The 20948-nt window shown below is 47.2% G+C and carries 20 protein-coding genes, 2 pseudogenes and 1 riboswitch; of the genes and pseudogenes, 7 read left to right on the plus strand and 15 right to left on the minus strand.

Annotated elements, in window-relative coordinates; all coding sequences use genetic code 11:
• Positions 1-24 precede the first annotated feature (24 nt).
• Positions 25-624: a hypothetical protein gene (locus HP570_RS04215; RefSeq protein ID WP_173605277.1), complete on the minus strand. Its 600-nt coding sequence runs from the start codon at positions 622-624 to the stop codon at positions 25-27.
• A gap of 230 nt (positions 625-854) precedes the next feature.
• Here HP570_RS04215 and HP570_RS04220 point away from each other — a divergent pair, with 230 nt between their 5' ends.
• On the plus strand, positions 855-1490 hold the full coding sequence (locus tag HP570_RS04220; RefSeq protein ID WP_173624972.1) for a YktB family protein: 636 nt from the start codon (positions 855-857) through the stop codon (positions 1488-1490).
• A gap of 84 nt (positions 1491-1574) precedes the next feature.
• Here HP570_RS04220 and HP570_RS04225 read toward each other — a convergent pair.
• Positions 1575-2537 (minus strand): annotated as a pseudogene (locus HP570_RS04225) (NAD(P)H-dependent flavin oxidoreductase); the annotation flags it as partial.
• A 163-nt stretch (positions 2538-2700) separates the two neighbouring features.
• Between HP570_RS04225 and HP570_RS04230 the strand changes: the two are divergent.
• Together HP570_RS04230 and HP570_RS04235 are read left to right on the plus strand one after the other, a co-directional pair.
• Positions 2701-4173 carry an aminotransferase class I/II-fold pyridoxal phosphate-dependent enzyme gene (locus tag HP570_RS04230; RefSeq protein ID WP_015892152.1) on the plus strand — a complete coding sequence of 491 codons (1473 nt, stop codon included), beginning with the start codon at positions 2701-2703 and terminating at the stop codon, positions 4171-4173.
• A 119-nt stretch (positions 4174-4292) separates the two neighbouring features.
• On the plus strand, positions 4293-6230 hold the full coding sequence (locus tag HP570_RS04235) for a beta/alpha barrel domain-containing protein (RefSeq protein ID WP_173624974.1): 1938 nt from the start codon (positions 4293-4295) through the stop codon (positions 6228-6230).
• 69 nt (positions 6231-6299) lie between these two features.
• Here the strand turns inward: HP570_RS04235 and HP570_RS04240 are convergent, their stop codons facing one another.
• The 5 genes from HP570_RS04240 to HP570_RS04260 form a co-directional block, all read right to left on the minus strand.
• Positions 6300-8198: a TolB-like translocation protein gene (locus HP570_RS04240; protein WP_173624975.1), complete on the minus strand. Its 1899-nt coding sequence runs from the start codon at positions 8196-8198 to the stop codon at positions 6300-6302.
• A 107-nt stretch (positions 8199-8305) separates the two neighbouring features.
• Positions 8306-8431: a GapA-binding peptide SR1P gene (locus tag HP570_RS04245; protein WP_015892158.1), complete on the minus strand. Its 126-nt coding sequence runs from the start codon at positions 8429-8431 to the stop codon at positions 8306-8308.
• A 118-nt stretch (positions 8432-8549) separates the two neighbouring features.
• On the minus strand, positions 8550-9347 hold the full coding sequence (locus HP570_RS04250; RefSeq protein ID WP_173624976.1) for an alpha/beta hydrolase: 798 nt from the start codon (positions 9345-9347) through the stop codon (positions 8550-8552).
• 109 nt (positions 9348-9456) lie between these two features.
• The gene (locus HP570_RS04255) at positions 9457-9756 is read right to left on the minus strand and encodes a DUF3055 domain-containing protein (protein WP_015892160.1); all 300 of its coding nucleotides are present in this window, start codon (positions 9754-9756) and stop codon (positions 9457-9459) included.
• 78 nt (positions 9757-9834) lie between these two features.
• Positions 9835-10383, minus strand: coding sequence for a MarR family winged helix-turn-helix transcriptional regulator (locus tag HP570_RS04260; protein WP_026134060.1), 549 nt, complete (start codon positions 10381-10383; stop codon positions 9835-9837).
• A 180-nt stretch (positions 10384-10563) separates the two neighbouring features.
• Between HP570_RS04260 and HP570_RS04265 the strand changes: the two genes are divergently transcribed.
• The gene (locus HP570_RS04265; RefSeq protein ID WP_016740671.1) at positions 10564-10992 is read left to right on the plus strand and encodes a DUF1885 family protein; all 429 of its coding nucleotides are present in this window, start codon (positions 10564-10566) and stop codon (positions 10990-10992) included.
• A gap of 104 nt (positions 10993-11096) precedes the next feature.
• A pseudogene (locus HP570_RS04270) lies at positions 11097-11736 on the plus strand (glycoside hydrolase family 73 protein).
• A gap of 113 nt (positions 11737-11849) precedes the next feature.
• Here the strand turns inward: HP570_RS04270 and HP570_RS04275 are convergent.
• The 5 genes from HP570_RS04275 to dapD form a co-directional block, all read right to left on the minus strand.
• The gene (locus HP570_RS04275; protein ID WP_007723202.1) at positions 11850-12212 is read right to left on the minus strand and encodes a DUF4912 domain-containing protein; all 363 of its coding nucleotides are present in this window, start codon (positions 12210-12212) and stop codon (positions 11850-11852) included.
• 108 nt (positions 12213-12320) lie between these two features.
• Positions 12321-12920 (minus strand): hypothetical protein, encoded by a 600-nt coding sequence (locus tag HP570_RS04280; RefSeq protein WP_016740669.1) that lies wholly within the window; start codon positions 12918-12920, stop codon positions 12321-12323.
• Positions 12921-13194: 274 nt separating this feature from the next.
• The gene (locus HP570_RS04285) at positions 13195-14328 is read right to left on the minus strand and encodes an N-acetyldiaminopimelate deacetylase (protein WP_173605270.1); all 1134 of its coding nucleotides are present in this window, start codon (positions 14326-14328) and stop codon (positions 13195-13197) included.
• A 3-nt stretch (positions 14329-14331) separates the two neighbouring features.
• The gene (locus tag HP570_RS04290) at positions 14332-15546 is read right to left on the minus strand and encodes an aspartate aminotransferase family protein (protein ID WP_173624977.1); all 1215 of its coding nucleotides are present in this window, start codon (positions 15544-15546) and stop codon (positions 14332-14334) included.
• A gap of 14 nt (positions 15547-15560) precedes the next feature.
• Entirely contained in the window at positions 15561-16271 is a 711-nt protein-coding gene (gene dapD, locus HP570_RS04295; RefSeq protein ID WP_007723196.1) for a 2,3,4,5-tetrahydropyridine-2,6-dicarboxylate N-acetyltransferase, read from the minus strand.
• A gap of 91 nt (positions 16272-16362) precedes the next feature.
• Positions 16363-16552: riboswitch (Lysine riboswitch) on the minus strand.
• Positions 16553-16692: 140 nt separating this feature from the next.
• Between dapD and HP570_RS04300 the strand changes: the two genes are divergently transcribed.
• Together HP570_RS04300 and HP570_RS04305 are read left to right on the plus strand one after the other, a co-directional pair.
• A complete protein-coding gene (locus HP570_RS04300) occupies positions 16693-17133 on the plus strand; it encodes a flavodoxin (RefSeq protein WP_007723194.1) in 441 nt (146 codons plus the stop codon).
• A 68-nt stretch (positions 17134-17201) separates the two neighbouring features.
• Positions 17202-17750, plus strand: coding sequence for a GNAT family N-acetyltransferase (locus HP570_RS04305; RefSeq protein ID WP_142496416.1), 549 nt, complete (start codon positions 17202-17204; stop codon positions 17748-17750).
• Here HP570_RS04305 and HP570_RS04310 read toward each other — a convergent pair.
• The 3 genes from HP570_RS04310 to HP570_RS04320 all read right to left on the minus strand — a co-directional run bounded on the left by HP570_RS04310 (position 17725) and on the right by HP570_RS04320 (position 20890).
• A complete protein-coding gene (locus HP570_RS04310) occupies positions 17725-18579 on the minus strand; it encodes an EcsC family protein (protein WP_173624978.1) in 855 nt (284 codons plus the stop codon). The two genes, HP570_RS04305 and HP570_RS04310, sit on opposite strands and share 26 nt — an antisense overlap.
• A gap of 13 nt (positions 18580-18592) precedes the next feature.
• Complete coding sequence (locus HP570_RS04315) at positions 18593-18787, minus strand: hypothetical protein (RefSeq protein ID WP_231850497.1); 195 nt, start codon at positions 18785-18787, stop codon at positions 18593-18595.
• A gap of 63 nt (positions 18788-18850) precedes the next feature.
• Positions 18851-20890, minus strand: coding sequence for a hypothetical protein (locus HP570_RS04320; protein WP_173624979.1), 2040 nt, complete (start codon positions 20888-20890; stop codon positions 18851-18853).
• Positions 20891-20948 lie beyond the last annotated feature (58 nt).

Raw genomic sequence — 20948 nt, forward strand, 5'->3', positions numbered from 1 at the left:
TCCTTTGGCTATCCTCCAGTCTGCCTACGCTTCCAAAAGCAACATTTCCCGACGGAGCTGTTTTAATCGCTCTGTGGAGTGTTTCATCTGACTTTGGTCTTTGGCTTGCATCGCGTCATACAACGTCGCCAGTTCATAATCCAACTCCAGACGCAATACCGGGATGCGTTCTTCCGAGTCACGTCGTTTCATCGCGGCAATTACCTGATCCATCGTTACATTGCAAAATTTTTCATAGATCACTTTTTTCTCAGCTCCTTTTAATTCCACTATTCTGATAACTTCTCCGTACTGGATTTGCTTCAGCAAGACGCACTCCTCAAAAGTGACCTTGATCATGGCATGCCCTTTTGCCCGCTCTACAAAGTGGTACAGTACGAGTGCCACCCGAGAATCATTGACAGGAATGCCTGCAATGTGCAGCTTATAGGACCCATTTAAACGCTGCATTTTCCAGTCGGATCGGCCATCTGTGGTGTTCACGAGGAGGTGAAACTGCTCGGGAGATTCTTTCCACGTGACGCTCACCCCTGCTTCCACCAGGGCCTGCACCATCGCGTGCAATGTTTTGCGGTCAAACCAAACTGCCAAATGGAAATACTCCAACTCCATGCCGAGATTCATCTTCTACAGGCCCCTCCCGTTGACAGAATACTCAGATATCGTTTTCGCCGTAAGGGAGTGAGTGGTATATCATATTATTCAGGCTTTGGTTTTGCTATTCATAAACTCGGCATGTATTTTTTTCCGGGATGGTATGATATCATATGGTGGATTCCAAGCTCCCTTGACGGGGACGATCGCCCTTTTCTTTCCAGTGGGGTTTGATGATGCTTAAAAGAGGTGTTTGTTACATGCCAACGTTTCCAGGTTTTCGTCAAGAAGATTTTGATGTTTTTGCCATTGATGGACTGGATGCTCGGATGGACGCGATCAAAACCAATATCCGTCCCAAATTCGAAGTACTCAGCCAACACTTTGCGCCTTTTCTCTCCGTAGCAACCGGGGATGAAATGTTTACGCACATAGCAAAACATGCACGCCGTACGGTGAACCCACCAGCTGATACGTGGGTTGCCTTGGCTAATGATAAACGCGGTTACAAAAAACATCCGCACTTTCAAATCGGCTTGTGGGGAACACATTTGTTCGTTTGGTACGCGGTAATTTACGAGTCTCCTTCCAAAGAGATCATCAGCCATGCGTTTAACAAGCATCTGGATGAGGTTCTTGCGATGGTTCCGGAGCACTTTCACTGGTCCCCGGATCATATGCAACCAGCAAGTACGTCTCAAAAAGAATTGGGCACGGCTGGCGTGAAAAAGCTGGTGGACAGGCTGGCACAGGTAAAAAAAGCGGAGTTGCTCTGCGGAATTACCATTGATCGTCATGATCCGATTCTTTCAGACGGAGAAGCATTGGTGAGTCGACTCGAAGAAACATTTGGCGTGTTGAGTAAGCTCTATACATTAGGAAATTCTCGTGGATAGAACGCTTACTGCTTTCTTTAATTAAGTTATATGCAAAAGAACAGGTCCGCTTTCATTTGAAAAACGCAGGCCTGTTCTTTTGTTTTATGAAAAAGACCGCAGTCGATCCAAAGACTTGTTCACATCGCCAAACATGCGGTCAAACAATTGTTGGACACTAGGTACATCATCAATCAATCCAATAACCTGACCAGCCCACCCAAAGCCTCGCTGGCTGTCGCCCTCATAAATAAAGGTGCAATTGCTCTCTCCACTGATGAAGCTCTTTAACTGCTCGTAGCCTGCCCCTTCTTTTTCCAATTGGAGAATATGATCAGAGCCTGGTGTACGAACGACCCTCGCAGGTGCCCCCAGTGTGCGCTTGATAACTGCGGTATCGTGCTCGGTTCCAGTAATTAACGCCTCTTTATAAGCAGAATGGGCATGGACACATTCTTTCGTCGCAATAAATCGCGTTCCCATCTCCACACCTTCTGCACCAAGTGCAAGCGCTGCCAAAATTCCCCGACCATCACCGATACCACCGCTAGCCAATACCGGGATTTTCACGGAATCCACCACACGCGGAATCAGAACAAACGTCCCGATATCATCTCTTCCCAGGTGACCCCCACCTTCTTGACCAACAGCCATCACAGCATCCGCGCCGATCGATTCAGCTTTTTGTGCTTGGCGGGCAGATGCAACCAAGACAAGCTTTTTGATGGGATGACCATCGAGTCTGCGCAGCAGTGGCTCTGGATTTCCTCCTGTTACCGAAACAGCTGTCACTCCTTCTTCAATCGCCACATCCAGCATTTCTTCAAACGGCCGACCGTGTTGACCAATTGCGTAATTCACACCAAATGGCTTATCGGTCAATGCACGAACCTTGCGAATCTCCTCTCGCAGCGCTTCAGCCGATGGCAAGGACATCGCCGTAATTTGACCGAGTCCCCCCGCATTTGACACAGCCGCAGCCAAGTCTGCGTAAGCTAAATAAGCCAAGCCGCCTTGAACGACTGGGTATGCTATTTGAAGTAGCTCCGTTACTCTCGTTTTCATCCTTTTATCACCTCGTGTAAATGACCTTCTCGGCTTACAGGCTAAACTCCTGCCACCACACGTAAACCTGAATAAAAATTCGCTTGCTTTCCCCCCCTATTTTGCTATACTCAATTTGTTTGTTTTTCCCCTTATTATTCTTGATTAGTAAAGTGAGGCGATCGTAGTGAGACAAATGAAAACTCCTTTGTTCAGCGGGTTGTTGGAGCACGCCAACCGGAACCCGATTCAATTTCACATTCCGGGCCATAAGAAGGGTATGGGTATGCATCCGGCATTTCGCGAGTTCATCGGGGACAACGCTCTTTCGATAGACCTCATCAACATTGCGCCATTGGATGATTTGCATCACCCGAAGGCAATGATTAAAGAAGCACAAGATTTGGCAGCCGAGGCATTCGGCGCTGACCATACATTCTTTTCCGTACAAGGTACAAGCGGTGCCATCATGGCGATGATTATGGCGACCTGCAGTCCTGGCGACAAAATTATCGTACCGCGTAACGTGCACAAATCGATTATGTCGGCGATTATTTTCGCTGGAGCAATCCCCATCTTTATTCACCCTGCCATGGACGAGCGTCTGGGTATTTCTCACGGAATCACAGTGAAGGCCGTGCAAAAAGCACTGGAAGCCCACCCTGATGCTGCTGCTCTGTTGGTGATTAACCCAACGTACTTCGGTATTGCAGGTGACCTGCGTGAGATCGTGCGGGCGGCGCATAACTATGAAATTCCTGTATTGGTCGACGAAGCTCACGGTGTGCATATTCATTTTCACGAGGAGCTCCCGATTTCAGCCATGCAAGCAGGTGCCGACATGGCTGCAACCAGCGTACACAAGCTGGGTGGCTCTTTGACCCAAACGTCGATCTTGAATGTACGGGAAGGGCTCGTCGATGTGGATCGGGTGAAAACGGTCATGAGTATGCTCACAACGACCTCGACGTCTTACATCTTCCTCGCGTCGTTGGACATGGCGCGTCAGCACTTGGCCCTCAACGGAAAAATGCTCGCGGATCAAGCGATGGAGCTGGCAACAAAAGCACGCGATATGATTAACGAAATCCCGCGTATTTACTGCGTTGGCAAGGAGATTCTTGGAAAGCCTGCGACTTTTGCGATGGACCCAACCAAGCTCCTCATCCATGTACGCGATCTCGGAATCACTGGATGGGAAGTCGAGAACTGGCTGCGTGACAAGTATAACATTGAGGTAGAGATGAGCGATCTGTATAACATCCTCTGCTTCGTTACTGCCGGAGATACGGAAGAATCCATCCGTGCGCTGGTAAATGGCTTGCGTGATCTGTCCGTTGAATTTTCGCACGTACAAGCAGAAGACAAGCCGACCATCTCCCTGCCGAATATCCCTATGCTGTCCACCACCCCTCGAGATGCTTTCTATGCAGAAACAGAGACGATTCCATTAGTGGAAGCAGCAGGTCGAGTCATCACTGAGTTCATCATGGTGTATCCTCCAGGCATCCCGATCTTCCTACCTGGGGAGGTAATCACCGAGGAAAATATCGCATACATCCAGGAGAACATTCGAGTCGGATTACCCGTACAAGGTCCTGAAGATGAGACACTGAGAACGATCAAAGTCGTAAAAAGACAAACCGCCATTTCTGGCTAAGCGATCCGAACCGAAAAACGGCTGCCTCTTTCACGAGAGAGCAGCTTTTTTATTTTTTATGCAAGCATTTTGAGATAAGATGAAATTGGGAAAAATCAGGAAAGGTGTGCGATGCTGCCATGCCAGACTGGTCGTATCAAACGATATTTCGGCCACTTCTCTTTCTCATGCCACCCGAACGGGCCAGATCGATTACCTTGAAATCAATCGGTACTTTGGCCAAAATTCCGGGTGGTCCGTCCATCATCGAATGGATGGGACATATGGAGCCACCCTCGCAGCTCTCCAAAACAATGGGCCCAGTCACGTTCCCTACCCCAGTCGGGTTGGGTGCAGGATTGGACACGGAATGCATCGCCATTCAGGCGCTGTCCAAATTCGGCTTCGGGTTTCTAGAGCTAGGACCTGTGTCCAAAGATCCGATCGTTTCTCACAGCACCGTTCAACGTGACATTACCGCCATGAGTATCCACTATTCCGGTCATTTGGTAAATAATGGTATAGATGGCCTTCTGAGGCGCCTGACGGGGTCTGCTGGCATCAAAATTCCGATCGGAGTCAGATTGGCCTGCCAACCAGAAACCAGCCTGAGAGAAGCCACAGAAGAGCTTCAGGAGCTGATCGGCAAATTAGAGCACATCTGTTCGTTTTTCACAATTGATACGCGCGCGAATTTGGGACAGCCAGAATGGAGCCATACAGCGTGGAAGGAACATTTTTCCTGTTTGCGCAGCCAAACGGATCTACCTCTCTTGCTGGCGATTCCTCCGAGCCTTTCAGAAACGGAAGCACTCCCGATTCTCACCTCGGCAAAAGAAGCAGGACTCAACGGTCTAGTTGTCGCTGGCGGCATCATTCAGGAAGATTCATCATGCGCGAACACCTTTGTTTACACCACGGGGAGGAGTTCACACAAACAAGCGGTTAAATTTGTCTCCTGGACACGGGAACAGTGGCCAGATGCTCTTATCATTGGATCAGGTGGGATTCTGGAGCCACAAGATGCTCTGACCTTTCTGGCAGCGGGTGCCGACTTTGTGCAGTTACACAGTGGCTTGGTCTATTCTGGACCTGGCTTGCCAAAACGAATTAATGAAGCCATCTTGCAATCACAACCAGCCACAAACCCTCGACAAGAAAAGCGACCTGCTTTTTTATTTCCTTCTTGGGTATGGGGCATCTTGTTGGGCTTGGGCATGATGATCGGCGGTGCACTTGCCTGGCTGGTCGCCGCAACAACAGTTGTCCTCCCCTACGACGAACGCTTTCTCGGGATGTCAGCCGACCAGCTTGCATTTTTAAATGCGCAAATCCTCTCTTTTATGTCACACGATCGGGTAAGTCTGGCAGGAACGATGATATCCATAGGAATTTTGTATAGCCAACTGGCTTACCATGGCCTACGTAAAGATATTCACTGGACGCGGACCATCTTGGTCGTCTCCGGAGCCGTTGGATTTTCCAGCATCTTTTTATTTATTGGATATGGGTACTTCGATTACTTGCACGCGATTTTAGCGCTCGTATTGTTCCCCATGTTTTTGCTCGCATTACGGACACCAGCGAAGGTTCATTTGACTCGCCTACCTCCTCAGCTTCACAATGATCGAGATTGGCGAATGGCACTATGGGGACAGTTGCTCTTTGTCATCATCGGATTTGGTTTAACAGGGGCTGGTATCATCATTTCGATCATCGGCGTCACTGGTGTCTTCGTTCCTTCCGACCTCGTCTTTCTCTGCGTGTCAGCTGATACCTTGCAGTCTTACAACGAGCGATTAATTCCGGTCATTGCTCATGACCGTGCTGGCTTTGGCGGGGCATTAGTTTCGAATGGCCTAGCCGTCTTGCTGATCAGTCTTTGGGGGATCAGGCGAGGAGAAGCGTGGATTTGGTGGACATTGTTTTTAGCAGGCATTCCAGGCTTTGTTTCTGGCATAGGCATACATTTCACCGTTGGCTATGTTGATTTTATTCATCTCTTGCCTGCTTATGTCGCCGTCCTTTTATTTCTCATAGCACTCGTCCTTTTGAAGCCGTATTTATGCCGGACGTAAAAGAAAACAGACGAAAGAAATCCTTTCGTCTGTTTTTCTCTCAGAGAGCCTGACTCGATTTATTCAGAATCAGTCCTCGTCTTTTTCATCATCATCGTCGTCATCGTCAGCACCCGAAGCGAACGCCAACGTGTAAACGTAAGGAGTTTTGTCGCGATCATCTACCCAGACAATGCGATTCCCACCCATGCGCGGGCTTTTCAATTCCGCATCATCATCCCACTCGATATCGCTAAATGAACCCTCTTCGAAATCATATAGCTCAAAGTAGAACTGCTTGCCTTTTCCGGACAGACGATTGTCTTCAAACAAAATCATATTTCGTGAAGCCTGTGGATTTTTCTGGTCGCCATCCGAATAGCGTAGCAGCGGATTGACTTTTTGACGGTCGATGTTGTAATAGTACAAATCCCAACCTGCTTTGGAATTGCCAGTATCTTCGCTCCAAACCACGAAATCATCGCCAATAGCTGCTTTCTCTATTTTTACGTTTTTACGAATTTCTCTTTCTCTATCTGCCTCGATATCGTAGAGAACGATCGACGCATTCTTTTTGCCTTCTTCGACTACCCAGGTTGCATAGTCCTGAGAAATATCAACACTTAACGGTTCACTTTTCAGCCTTGTTACCTCAGTATGCTTTCCAGTGGACAGATTTGTGATGATCACTTCTGCTCTGCGATCGACATTAACCCACAATAGACGTTCTCCGTCGATTTCGTAAAACTTCTCACTCGGCTTTTGATCATCATCTTCGTTTGTGATCTGCGTTTGGACGCCTTTACGAATATCGTAGGAGAAGAGTGCGTCTTCCTTCTGATCATACCAGACAACATAACGAGAGCTTACGACAGGGCGAGCAGCATCTTGATCTGAACCACTGATGGCTTTGCTCGTTCCTTTTTCCATATCGTAAAGAACGATCGCATTGTTATTCTTAGACTTTGATACATATGCGACATAACGATCGTGGCCAGCTGGATCAATAGGATCGCCACCTACATTACCCAGCGGAACTTGCTCTTTATCGTCCAGATCATACAGATGAAGCTGGAGCTTTTTATTACTGTCCTTTTTGGCATACAAAATGTAGTCACCATAAATTTTCGGCCCTACATTTCCAGAAAGGTTGGAGTCAATCTTCTTTTTGGACGATTTATCGACGGTACGATAGATCAAATCATTACCTTCCGCATACACATAATCGTCTTTGTACGTATGTACAAATTCTTTGTCACTTGAACCGTTCGTCAATTCCTTGTTTCTGCCATTGCTAATGGTATGCACGTAGATTTGATTATAGGAGCGATTCTCATACAAAATTTTATTTGTGGAAAGAGTAGGACGCCCTTGATCGCCTTTTTGGACGACAGCTTCCTTTTCTTGTTTGGCTTTGATATCGTAATAGTAAATATCGCTGTTGCCATCTCGCTCATCTTCCCATGCGACATACGCATCACTTACCACTGGGTTGCTTGCTTTTCCATTCGCAGATACGACCTCTGTATCACCTGTAGAAATTTTGTACAGATAAACATCCCCGTTATCTGTCCAGACGACGTTTTTATCCCCGATCTCCACACCATCGACAGTTGCTGACCCATCTGACAAACGGGTTTCTTTTTGCTTCGCGATGTCATACAAGTAGACGTCCGAACCTCCATCACGGGAGTCGATCCACACGACATACTCACCATCGACTTTCGGATTCGTCTTTTCAGATTCCTTGTCGCCAATTTGCGTTTGTGTACCTTTATCGAGATTGTAAAGGGTTACGGTTTCTTCCCCTTCAACCATCCACACGGCATATTTTTTGGAAATGTCATAACCGGCTCCGGAAATCTCAGGCTTGCTCGCATCGATTTTTTCTTCATCACCAATACTGTAGGCAAGCGCCGGTGTCCCGCTCCACAGAGATGTGACCAAAAGTGCAGCGGCCAGCATTCCCTGCATCGGTTTTCGCTTCATGAAACAATTCCTCCTTTTACAACGATTTTCACTCTTCTCCATTATCCTCCATACGGAAAAGGTTGTCAAAAAAAACAGGCCTCACCGTAGGCCTGTTGACTATTTTTTTATTCTTTTTCCTGTCTTTCACCAGGTCGGCAGTCACAGTTGCACACCGCATAAAGCGTTTTCACTGAGTTACTTTCAAAATGCTCGATGATGGTTCCGCAAGTCTGACATACGATAGTTCCCATCTATGTCCCCTCCGCATTCAATTGATTCGCATATTCCTTTAAATGTTATGTTACATTCATCTTAATACGCTACAACGTTCGGAGTCAAGATGCATTTGTTGATAATTAGTATGTCACATTACAACGGAATATTGTCATTCAACCAGGTCACGATTTTTTGCAAAACTTCTTCCTTTTCAGGTTCATTCAAAATTTCGTGTCGCAAGCCTGCGAATCGCTCAAAGGTTTGTCTGTCTGAAAGGCCGGCTGTAAACTGCTCCACAGCATCCGCATCAACCAATGTATCAGCACCAGCCTGCAAAACAAGGACAGGATGCTTGATTCGATTTCTTTCCTCCCACGCCTTTTCCATAGATCGGTTTAATTCCGTGAACCATCTGACACTTACCTTGGAATAATTGAGCGGATCGTTCCGATAAGCTGCCTGAACAGCTTCGTCGCGCGATACCATATCGGGAGTGATTCCATTCGGCATGACAAGGGTTGGCCAGACCCGATCGAGAAATTGTGCCAATTGCTCCTTCCACGCCGGTACAGCCAATTTGAGCTTCATGCATGGAGATGTGAGAATTAACCCTGCCAACTCTTTGCTCCGCTCATCCGTCTGAATAAAGCGAGTCGCGATGAGACCACCCAGACTATGCCCCATTAAAAATACTGGCTTCTCCCCTGATGCATCGGCAAGAGCGGTACTCGTCCACTCACGTACACGGGACAAATAGTCTTCGAATGATTGAATATGCCCCCGTCTCCCAGGAGAGCGCCCCCATCCCGGCAAATCTTCCGCATATACGTCCCAGCCTGCCTGATTGAAATAAGCCGCTACATGCTCATAACGCCCATGATGCTCTCCCGTTCCATGGACGAGAACAATGGCTCCACGAGAATCATTGGCCGACCATTTATGTACACCCATTCTCCCTGTTCCTCCTACTGCTTGATTTCTTTCGATTATACTAAAAAACAGAGGATCGCATTTTACAAAAAAAACCAAAACGAGCAGAAGATAAACTTCTGCTCGTTACCTAATACTGATTTTCTTCAAATGGAATGGATGGTAAATGCTCCTGAAAAAACTCAGCAAGCGCGACTGCCTCGTTCTCCGAATCCAGCCTGAAAATTTTTTGCAGGTATCCTGGATTCACCGCATCTTCAGAACTGAGAAGAGTCGATTGCCCTGTCTGCATACAGATCACCAACGGCTTCCCATAAAACTTGTGTGTAAATACCATGCCAAAGTCGTATCGTGTTCCCTCTGAAATAAAACCGAGAAAACGTACATTAGCATTCTCCGATACGTCGTATAAGTGGTCGTAGTGCTCCATCAGCAATCCCTCCTCAACAGTATTTTGGCCTCCGAATTTCGTGAAATATTCGGATTATTCACTAGTATAAGCGAAAAATTACGTTTTTGCCACCCAAACAGCATCATTTACCAGACGTGTCGGGTTCATGACCCTGTCTTCGCCTTCTTGAATCCATCTTACTTTTTCTGCACCATGCAACGATTGCGCGACAAAGGAGAGACATTCAAAGAACAGTTCAACTACTGCTGTACTGTATCGTTCCTCCATTTTCTCCAATGCATACGTCAATCTAAAAATATCTGGTACACTTCTTCGACTGGCTTCCAATACTTCTTTTCCTTTTTCAGTCGGGTATACGTGAACCACACGCCCATCCAACTCCGACTTTTCGATGGTCACCATGCCTTTCTCCATTAATTTCTTGATATGAATGACAATCGAAGAGGGATGCCAGAAGGTCCAATCTGCAATTTGCGTGACGCGTACACCTTCATAGCAGTAGATGATCCAGAGAATGTTTAACTGCACGGAGGAATCCAATTCAGCTTCCTTCGCTGCCCGCTCCCAGTCTTCTTTGTTCACCACATCGATGGCGCGCATGGTGTTTAAAGCTTCGAATACATGTCTAATTGAGGCCTCCTGCATGCGTATATTCCTCCATGATCCTTTATCGTTCATCTAACGGCATATAAATATGATATATATTTTACACTTTTCAGAAAAAACGCGCAATTATTTTTGGTCGCCAACTGCCTCATTGCCAAAGAGTGGAAGACAATGCTACACTTAACGCACAGAATACCGGTACTAGGAGTGAGTGCAGTCGTGAAACTTCAATCGGCCTACATCTATTTCGTTGATGGTTCTACCGCAGCATCTGCAAGTATTGACGACGTGAAAGCCAAGTTTACGCGATACGTTGACATGACCACAAAAACTGGAAAGCAGTTGGGCTGGACCTATGCTGACGCCGCTTTCCCTTACACCCTAGAAGAACGCCCTGAAGGAAAGGACGCGTGGTTCCTTCTCAAAGGAAAAGACCCAAATATGTACAAAGCCATCGTTGTTGGAGTCGGGAGCAAAAATGAAAACGGTTCCGAAAAGCACTACATACAAGTGTCCCTCCCTGAATCAGCCACACATGGCGACAAAAACAAGGCAAATGAGTACTGTCGATACTTGGCACGTGATTATAAAGCAGAGCTCCACCTCTTCAACAACCGCATTCAATATTTCCAACCTCGAAAGCCATAAAGAAAAACGGAAAACAGTCGAATCATATCGACTGTTTTTCATGTTCAGGCCTATTCCCCCCGACCTCTTTTTTTCATACGAATAGAGAGGAAAGGGGGGAGCTTATGGATGCCCAAGCATTTATTCAGCTGATTGCTGACCACGCCAGAAAGTCTTATCAGAACCATCGTATATTCCCCTCCATTACAATAGCGCAAGCCGTACTCGAGTCAGGTTGGGGTCAAAAAGTACCTGTTGACCCTGCCACTGGGACATCCTCGTACAACCTCTTTGGAATAAAGGGAACGGGACCTGCTGGCTCTGTCACCATCGAAAGCAAAGAGGTAGAAAACGGAAAGACGGTTACACGTACTTCCCAGTTCCGCGCTTATGAAAATTATCAGCAAGCCATGGAGGACCATGCCCAGTTTCTACGCAAGCCCACTTACAAAAACGTGCTTGCAGCCACGACTCCCGCACAAGCCGCACAGGCTTTAGAGGAAGCCGGCTACGCTACCGATCCTGCGTACGCTGAAAAGCTGACGCGCCTCATTCAGACGTACAACCTGACCCAGTACGATCAATTCGGCCCGGAAGAGCCACAATCGATTCCTCCCTGGAAACGGGAGCTGGGAAATCGTGCGTTACAGGAGGGCTTGCTGACCTCGCCGGATTGGCTAAATAAGCTAGATGAACCAATGCCAGTATGGGCTTGTTTTAGCAATTGCCCTGCGACTGCTGGACAAACAGCGAGAGAAGCCATGAGTCCATGAATAAAAATCAAAAGCCCCATTGCCACAAGCAAATTTTGTGGGTAATGGGGCTGTTTCGTATAAAAATGCAGTTGCCTCAGTCGTAACGTTGCTTGAGCACGTTGATCAAATCATTTGAGACCTGGACAGCGAATAAAACCTTCCGTCCACCATCCGAATTCCCAGATCGACGCAATATTCCAATCCTTGCGTCACTCCGTACAAAATCCATTCGGAAGAACGGTGGTTGATATCAAAATCAGTGTAAAGGTCAGTGCCATCATTTCGGATCTCTTTGCGGTACGTCACATCAAAAAGGCGTAGGACAAAAGGCAGTTCAGCAAATGGAATAGCAAACTTTCGCTCTATTTCTTGCTCGAACTCCTTCGTCATGCTCCACTCTGCCTGAATGGACTGCTCATCTTTCCAGGCAATGCGTATACTCGGGCCTTCTACATCCGTGGACGATCGCGGGGGATTTGTCTCCATTCGCTCCCATCGTTCCTTTCTTTTACTTGCTATTACCAAGTATATTGGCTTTTCCGTATATTATAGCACGGGGACATGTAAAGTGGAAACGCATCCAAGCCATAATTTTTAGCGTCCAACTGTAAATGTATTTTCACCGACGGTTACATAAGAAGTGAATTTCTCTGATTTCATTTGAACTTGTACTTTATAAGTGCCGTATGCTTCGAGTTTCGTAGATACAAAAGGCTCGGAAAAATAAAAACTGTTTGCATTCTGTGTGGAGTATTTCCACTCTTTCCCTTTAGACACTTCTTTGCCGTCTGGTCCGACCAACACGAGCTGCATGCGCAAGTCTTTGGCGATAGGCGCGTCATCAACCTCTACGAAAACGTTAAACGTACGAGGGACATTTTTATCGCTGTATCCTTTGACAGGGTTGCTGAAAACGACATTTTTATTGCGGGTCTGCTGAATCCCTTCGACCACAATAATATTTACGTTTGGCTTAATCACTTGCAATTTGCCAGATTGCTGATCGTAATCGACGAAACCACCGAGCTTGTTCACTATTGATTCTACCGATTCAGCCTTGGATGCTGGCATTTCACTCGCTACAGTTTCCGCACCGAAAAATACGCGCATCGCACCTTCTCCCAGCGCAGTAGTGCTCCCCACCCCTGCTGCTACAGTCAACGCCAACAAGGCCGATAACCATGCTTTTTTCATGTCAATAATCCTCCTGTATGTGTGCGCGGCAGCGCTTGTTTTTCCGGAATTTCTTCTCCCTAGTTTATACGTTTGGAAAAGGAAATAGTTGTGCTGCCCTGATAAGTTTTTTCAACAATATCCACAATATCCACAAACACAAAAACCTTAGGAAGAAAGACTTATACACAGAGATGTTAGTAACTACTTCTTACTCTTGACCAAAATATAGCTGGGAATGACACAGCAAAAAGAGCGGCTATCCAGCCACTCTTTTTTTTACTCCTGACACTTGCTACTCCTGTTGCGAAAGCCAAGTAAAATACCGGGAGACCAGTCGAATAGCAACCTCGATCGCGTCTTCATTGGGCTCAATTTTGGAATGGTGCAAGCCGTATGGCGTTTGCACACCCAGCCAGAATAAAAAGCCGGGGATTTCTTTCAAAAAGTACCCGAAGTCTTCTCCGGTCATAGCTTCCTTGCAGGCGATGAGAGTTACATCATCACATTGCTCCTGTACCCATTGCATGAAGTCTGTCGTTAGCTGCTCCTCGTTGTAAACCTGGCAGTAACCAACGCCATAGTCAATCGTTGCCTGGCAATCAAAGCCTATTTCCACTCCCTTTACGAGAGATTCAATGCGGCTTTTGACAAGTGCCATCGATTCCATCGAAAAGGTTCGGATCGTCCCTTCTAGCCTGGACTTCTCCGCGATAATGTTTTGCTTCGTCCCGCTCTCCAGCTTGCCAATCGTTACGACGGCAGAATCCAATGGATCGATATTGCGCGAAATAATCGATTGAAGCTGTGTCACCAGATGGCTTCCTGCAACCACCATGTCATTCGCCTTGTGAGGGAAGGCTGCATGCCCCCCTTTGCCGACCAGATCAATGTACAACTCAGAAGTGTTGGCAAACAAAATTCCTGGCTTTGTCGCAATTTGACCAACTGGGTATTCTGGCGCGATATGCAGAGCAAAAATGCAGTCCGGTCGCCACTCTGCAAACTCTTCACTTTCCATCATCGGCCAAGCACCGCCAGGACCTTCTTCTGCCGGCTGGAAGAGGAACAGCAAATCATCTGCGATCGAATGCTCAGTAAAATGCGTCAGGAGGCCAAGAGCAATTGCCATATGCATGTCATGGCCGCAAGCATGCATATACCCTTCATGAAGCGATCGAAACGGATAGGACGTTTCCTCTACGATCGGTAGGCCATCCATATCCGTCCGCCAGGCAATTAGTCGTTTTGGCTTTGTTCCTGCCAGCTTGACCAAAATGCCTGTCCGCCACGTTTTGATCTCGATTCGCTCCTGAGGCAGCTTTTTCAAATAATCGAGCAAGTATTGCTGCGTCTTCACTTCAGCGAAGCCTGGCTCCGGTATTTGGTGCAAATCTCGGCGAATTTGTGTAAACAAGGAAGTCGTCATGGTCTACGCCTCCTTTTTCGTACCTGTTCTTGCTGTTAATTGCTCTTCAAACACAGCAAGGAAACGGTCGACATCGGCTTTTGTCAACGTCAGTGGCGGCAGCAGGCGAACAATCGTTTTCTGCGTCACGTCTACAAGGATTCCTTCGTCAAGCAATGCTTGCTGCAAGTGGCTTACCTCTTCTGGGGTGGAAGAGAGCGGAATTCCAACCATCAAGCCTTTTCCGCGAAGGGATTGCAGTTGATCTGGAAGACGCGTTCGCAACGCTTCCAACCCCGACCACAGGTACGCAATCACTTCTTCTACATGAGCGATGAAGGCTGGATTAAGCAATTCGTCCAACACGACATTCCCCAGGGCAGCAGACAATGGCGATGGTGCAAATGTCGTTCCGTGATCCCCCGGTTTGAACTGGTTCATCAGCTTTGGACCAGCGATGACACCGCCGAGTGGAAGCCCTCCCCCTATGCCTTTGGCGAATAGGATAAGGTCTGGCGTTACGCCTGCATGCTCATAAGCAAACAGCTTTCCTGTTCTGCCCATTCCTGTCTGGATTTCGTCCATGACAAAGAGCATGCCTTCTTGTTCACAGATGGCAGCTACCTCTCGCAAGAACGCTTCTGTTAGTGGCACGACACCGCCGGAACCCAAGACTGGCTCCATAAGGACTGCAGCGGGTCTTGCCTCCTGGCAAATCGCTCGCAATCCTGCCGTGTCCTCCACATCCAGTTCATAAACAGGAAAAGCTGGCTGAGGAAAGTCTTGATAGACGTGAGCCTGCCTCGTCAGACGTACTGCTCCAAGTGTTCGCCCGTGAAAGCTGTTGCGTAAAACAACGATGCCTTCACGACCTGCTCCCTCGTTTTTCGTCCATTTATGAATCAGCTTGATCGCAGACTCTGTGGCCTCCGCACCAGAGTTGGTGAAAAACACCTTACCGCTGATGCTGTTTGCAACCAAACGCTCCGCTAATCGGATAGCCGGCTTGTTTAAAAATACATTGGAAATATGCAAGAAGCGCTCTCCCTGCTCACGCAGAGCCTGTACAATGCGCGGATGAGAATGCCCCAAAACGTTTACCGCGAGTCCAGTAAACAAGTCGAGATAACTCTTCCCGTTCGTATCGTACAAGTAATTTCCTTCGCCTTTCTCTATGGCAATCGGAATTCTTTTATAAGAGGAGACGATATATTGTTCATCGAGCGAACGCCAGTCCATGTGCACTCTCTCCCTTACAGCTGACGTAGCTCCTGCTTGATCTCTGTCTTGGAACGAGTTTTTTCATCGATTTGCTTGATCACACGTGCAGGTGTTCCCGCAACTACTACGTATGGAGGTACATCTTCAATGACGACAGCACCTGCTGCAACAACAGCACCTTTTCCTACGCGTACACCTTCCAGAATGACAGCATTTGCTCCGATGACAACATCATCCTCGACAACAACTGGCTGTGCAGACGGCGGCTCGATAACGCCTGCGATAACCGATCCAGCGCCGATGTGGCAGTTTTTCCCGATGGTTCCACGTCCACCTACTACAACATTCATATCGATCATCGTACCTTCACCGATCACTGCACCGATGTTAATGGAAGCACCCATCATGATGACCGCATTGTTACCGATTGTCACTTGGTCACGGATAATAGCGCCTGGCTCAATACGCGCTTGAATCCCTTTTGTATCCAGCAACGGAATAGCGGAGTTGCGACGATCGCTTTCTACTACATAATCTTCAATTTTGTCTGCGTTAGCAGCGAGTACTGGCTCAATCTCTTTCCACTCACCAAAAACAACACCAGTCGGACCAGTAATGAAGGCTTTGGAACTCGCACCAAAGTCGATTCCCTCCAGGTTCCCTTTCACATATACCTTCACAGGTGTTTTCTTTTCGCTTTTTTGAATAAACGCGATAATTTCGTTAGCATCCATCATGTTCATTGTTACATCCTCCTCAAAATAACAGCATGGTAAATCAAAAAAAGCAATGAGTGCATTCGCTATCTCATTGCTTTTGATACTACGTAAGCAAATCATAAATAGCGCTCCACAAAAAGATGTAAGGTCCCTTGTGACAGGATGTTCATTTTTCATGAAACACCCCAGCCTGTGCTACGTAGGGGCATAGCATAAGCTTCGGCGCTTTAGCCTTTCTTCCTTCTCCTGCCCCCTGGCAGATTGCGAAAAGGCTTACTCTTCTTCGGCGCACCTCTATTTAGTGTACATTATATTAATTTTATTTAACTCTACCAAAATCAATGAAACGTGGCAAGATGAAAAAAGTTATTGACAACGATTCTCATTTTCATTAATTTTATTTGTGAGAATGATACTCATTATCTAATTGGAGGTTTTACGTTTTATGAGCATTTTGATGGTATACGCGAGCATGACAGGGAATACACAGGAAATTGCTGAAGCAATTGCAGAAGGTATTCGTTCAACTGGTGCTGAGCTGGAGATAAAAGAAGTAATGGACGCGAATGCAAAAGAACTCGAGGCTTACGACGGAATCTTGCTTGGTGCCTACACATGGGGCGATGGCGAACTCCCAGATGAATGCCTGGATTTCTATGAGGAGATGGACGATATTGACCTTAGTGGGAAAAAGGTTGTTGCTTTTGGCTCTTGCGATTCCGCTTACGAGCATGTCGGTGCAGCTGTTGATATTTTGCTGAAAAAGGCGAGTGAGCGTGGCGCAGAAACTCCTCTGGAAGGTTTGAAAATCGAGCTTTCTCCTACAGCAAAAGAAGTGGAAACTTGCAAAGCATTCGGGGTATCGTTTGCTGAATTGCTCGGCTAATCGATGTTTCCCAAATACTCTGGCACATGCTATACTATCAATCCAACTTTTTAAGGAGGATTGATCTCATGTCACTACATACAGACGAGATTCTGTTACGACCTCTCCACCAACAAGACGCAGCCGAGCTCCTAGAGCTTCGGCTGCGTAATCATGAATTTCTCCAACCATTTGAACCGATCCGCCCCGCTTCATTTCTGACCCTTCCAGCACAGCAAGAACAGATTTCACAAGCACAGAATGATTTTGAACGTGGTACTGCCTATGCTTTTGGTGTATTCTCCCGGGAATCCGAAAAGATGATTGGACGTGTAGCGTTGTCGAATGTCGCACGCGGCGCATGGCAAAATGCGACGATTGGCTACTTCATGGATCAGGCCTGCAATGGCAAAGGCTATACAACACTAGCTGTAAATCTTGCCCTTCGCTTTGCTCTAACGGATGTTGGGCTACACAGGGTACAAGCGGCTGTCATGCCTCGCAACCAAGCTTCCATTCGTGTCTTGGAGAAAAACCGGTTTCGCCAGGAAGGGCTATCGTTACGCTATTTGCAAATTAACGGTGTATGGGAGGACCATCTCATCTACGCTCTTACTGCTGAGGAGTGGTCTGTGTAATCTCCTTGCTCTTTTCAATCTCGCGCAGCCGCTCCAGGATGCGCCGTTTGCGGTACAGCATCATCCCCGCTTCGGCGACATCCTTTACGGTTGAGCGATTCAAATACGCTCCGAACAAAATACCCGCAATAGGCACCATTTGAAATAACTTTTTCCACCCGAAGTTTTCTGTGTACGTAACCACGACTTCACGCCATCCCTGCAATTGTGCCATTACCTCTCTCTGCGCACTTGGTTCATCAAAGCGGGAGAGCTCAGCGAGTATCGCTTTTTTCCCTACGATGTCTGATGAAGCAAATTGCAAGCATTTGACGACAAACAGCCGCTCCCTCTTCTCTTCCGGTCGATAGCCATAGGCAAGCGCCGTCTCTTGTAATACTTTTAGGGATGTCCCCATCAATAGCGGGATATCGATCGCGAGGGTAAATATCCCCCCGAAGCCAGTCGTCGCACCTTGCACTGTGGCAAAATTCGCACGTGAATCCTTCAGCTCCATTGCGACATCATTCATGATTGTAAGCGGTACAGCAGCAATCTCCTCCTTGCCAATTACAGAAGTACCGGATCCCTCTAACCGTTTGTCAAACCGCTTGTATATTGATTCATCCTGCACCAAATAAGTCCCACCTGTCTCGAGAAAGGCTGCCATTTCATCTACGGCTTTTCCCAGCTTCTCCTGAACAAATGCAGGCGTAATCCGATCCAAGAGAACAAAAGGAAGTCTGCCAAGCTTTTCCCAGAACCACAAGTCGTTCTGATCCTTCTCCCAGTCCTCCACTTCGCGTAAGGCCGTAACCAATGTCTCCCTAGACTCTTTCAACCCCAACAACCTCCCTGCCTGCTCACTCAGATTCTCCTCGCTTCCACTGACATTGGTTGCGCAAGATGGACTTGATATAGTCCTGCAACTCTTCTGGCGTGGCGTGGCAGACGAATTCTTTTATATTTCTTACGATCCCCAGCTTCAAATGTTTCACTTGCTCTCCTTCGATCCGAAAGCCGAACTTTTCCAAGATTACCTTCTGTTCATTTGTCACAGAACTTCCTCCCCTTGTAGTCGAAAACCCCCATGCCAAAATGCAAGGGGGTTTTCCTATCTACTATTTCACTTCAATTGTAAGCGTCAATGTTTCATTACGCTCATTTACATCGTTTTTCTTCGTGTACTTTCTTTTGGAGTTGATAACCGTGCAGGTCTTATTGCTGAGCGTATTCGTTACCTTGATCTTGTATTCCCCAGGCTTATCCGTATCGATATACCTGTTCAAATTCAGTGATTCAAGTCCCTCGCTATCGTCGACATCACCTTTGCTGGGCTTGATGCTGGCGATCTCTTCTTCCCCGAAAAAGATTTCGATCCGATTTTCTGAGGAAATGGTACCATTACTGTGCTTCCGGTTGGCACCAATACCGATCTCGCCATGTTTCCATTCAAATTTCGGCATATAGTAGGACTTCTTTTCGCTCTTATCCCTGATCTTTTTGGATCCGACTAGCTCAGCATGAGTAGCGATCAGCCTTAGGTCTTCCATTTCGAGATCATCGCCTGCGTTCACGGTAATCTTTTGTCCGTCCCGGTATTCCTTGCCGCTCTCGCTTCGAAGAAGAAGTGGCGAACTTGGCGGACTCACACCTGTATCCCCTGGCTCACATGCCGGATACGACTTGATTGGAGGCGAATCTTCTATCACTTGAACATAGCCGCACCAGACTTGCGCTGGGTCTCTTTTACTATAGTAGTTGACTTTGTAGCGACCTGGCTTGTAGCCAGACAACAGCAATCCCGTGTGATCCCAATTCAATTTGCTCTCATCGACAATGACGTTATCGATCGCCCATACACCCGGCCCCTCATCATCATCTGCTTCACTTCCCTTTTCAATGTGCTCGGCAGCAGTGGTCAGCCAGATCAGATGAACAGGATTCTGATACAGCTTGACTGTATTATCAGAGGAATACAGGTTCATCTTTTCTACCGTCGGTGTTGATTTTTCGTTTTGCTTCATCAACACATCCATCGTGACATTTCCATCAGCAGGGCCGCAGGCATTTGGTGCACCTGGTATTTCTATTTGAACCGTTGTCGCTGAAGTATCGCCCCACAAAGACGATTTCTCTTTTTGCCCCGAAACAGGCTCAAACGTGACAGCGATTGTGATTCCAGCCAATCTCTCAGGAATGTCCACCTCAAAATATTGCGCGTCTGTCAAGGTTTGTCCTGTCCCGTTCACCGACCATCTTCCTGGGATTGGCGAATACAATGGAACCTTCCCTGGTGCTGCTGGAGCTGTTATTTTCTGATCTTGCGTCAGCTTTTGACCGCTTGCATCCGTTCCCATGTACAGCTCTGCAACGCCTACTTGAATCGTTGTCATCCAAGGTGACATGGTTGTATCATCTGGAACAAAGAGGAGCTCATACTGCCCCGTCAACAATGTCCCCGTCGAAAATATTGTTTCTTGAACAGACCTCATCTCTGTACTCGTGGACTTATTTGTTAATTTCCACGTGCCCCGTACAGAACTGGTAAAGTCGTGTGAACCCATCATTCCAAAAATCGCCGTTTGCCCGCCACTTGGTACTGGTTCTCCCTCTGCCTTTTCCCCGTTAAATATGCTCGGGTAATTTATGGCCTCTACCAGAAATCGCACATGCACTGTGCTGCTCTTCCCTTTGGCATCTGTCACAACAAAGGTCAAGGTATGCGAGCCAGCAGACAGCTTTTGTGCTGGAATGGTAAACCGAGGTACTTGCCATTTAAAAGTAGCTTGTGACGAGGTATTTTCGGCTTGATACTCCGGTAACTCTACGCCATCCAATAAAACTTGCTTCCGATTGATGTTGGTGCCAGTTCCATAAGTAGTCTGTATCACGTCAATATCAAGTGGTGTCTCGGGAGGAAGAATAAACTCATCATTCTTCACCCAGTTCCAACCATTTGAGTCCAGTCCTGCAACCTGATAATCGTTAAAGATAACCATATCGTGAACAGGCTGCTGCCGGAGTGGCTTAGATACTTGGCTGTTTTTTTTCATGGATGCTGTTGCCCCGGCCCCCATGGCTGGCGGTACTGACACACCTGACAAAAGGGTGCCCGTTGCCAAACACACTAGAAGTGCTTTTACAACCCATTTTTTCACGAATTGTCCTCCTACTTTCTTCCTTACAATTTTCAACTGTGATCATTCGACAAAAACG

Source organism: Brevibacillus sp. RS1.1, from assembly GCF_013284365.1.
Classification (GTDB): Bacteria; Bacillota; Bacilli; order Brevibacillales; family Brevibacillaceae; genus Brevibacillus; species Brevibacillus brevis_D.

Excerpts from the sequence above, each read along its gene's own strand:
- HP570_RS04275 (WP_007723202.1), bottom strand. The coding sequence starts at position 12,212 with ATGGAGACAAATCCCCCGCGATCGTCCACGGATGTAGAAGGCCCGAGT.
- HP570_RS04250 (WP_173624976.1), bottom strand. The coding sequence starts at position 9,347 with ATGGGTGTACATAAATGGTCGGCCAATGATTCTCGTGGAGCCATTGTT.
- HP570_RS04285 (WP_173605270.1), bottom strand. The coding sequence starts at position 14,328 with ATGACGACTTCCTTGTTTACACAAATTCGCCGAGATTTGCACCAAATA.
- HP570_RS04235 (WP_173624974.1), top strand. The coding sequence starts at position 4,293 with ATGCCAGACTGGTCGTATCAAACGATATTTCGGCCACTTCTCTTTCTC.
- HP570_RS04255 (WP_015892160.1), bottom strand. The coding sequence starts at position 9,756 with ATGGAGCACTACGACCACTTATACGACGTATCGGAGAATGCTAATGTA.
- HP570_RS04260 (WP_026134060.1), bottom strand. The coding sequence starts at position 10,383 with ATGCAGGAGGCCTCAATTAGACATGTATTCGAAGCTTTAAACACCATG.
- HP570_RS04290 (WP_173624977.1), bottom strand. The coding sequence starts at position 15,546 with ATGGACTGGCGTTCGCTCGATGAACAATATATCGTCTCCTCTTATAAA.
- HP570_RS04215 (WP_173605277.1), bottom strand. The coding sequence starts at position 624 with ATGAATCTCGGCATGGAGTTGGAGTATTTCCATTTGGCAGTTTGGTTT.
- HP570_RS04245 (WP_015892158.1), bottom strand. The coding sequence starts at position 8,431 with ATGGGAACTATCGTATGTCAGACTTGCGGAACCATCATCGAGCATTTT.
- HP570_RS04280 (WP_016740669.1), bottom strand. The coding sequence starts at position 12,920 with ATGAAAAAAGCATGGTTATCGGCCTTGTTGGCGTTGACTGTAGCAGCA.
- dapD (WP_007723196.1), bottom strand. The coding sequence starts at position 16,271 with ATGAACATGATGGATGCTAACGAAATTATCGCGTTTATTCAAAAAAGC.
- HP570_RS04240 (WP_173624975.1), bottom strand. The coding sequence starts at position 8,198 with ATGAAGCGAAAACCGATGCAGGGAATGCTGGCCGCTGCACTTTTGGTC.
- HP570_RS04305 (WP_142496416.1), top strand. The coding sequence starts at position 17,202 with ATGTCACTACATACAGACGAGATTCTGTTACGACCTCTCCACCAACAA.
- HP570_RS04300 (WP_007723194.1), top strand. The coding sequence starts at position 16,693 with ATGAGCATTTTGATGGTATACGCGAGCATGACAGGGAATACACAGGAA.
- HP570_RS04220 (WP_173624972.1), top strand. The coding sequence starts at position 855 with ATGCCAACGTTTCCAGGTTTTCGTCAAGAAGATTTTGATGTTTTTGCC.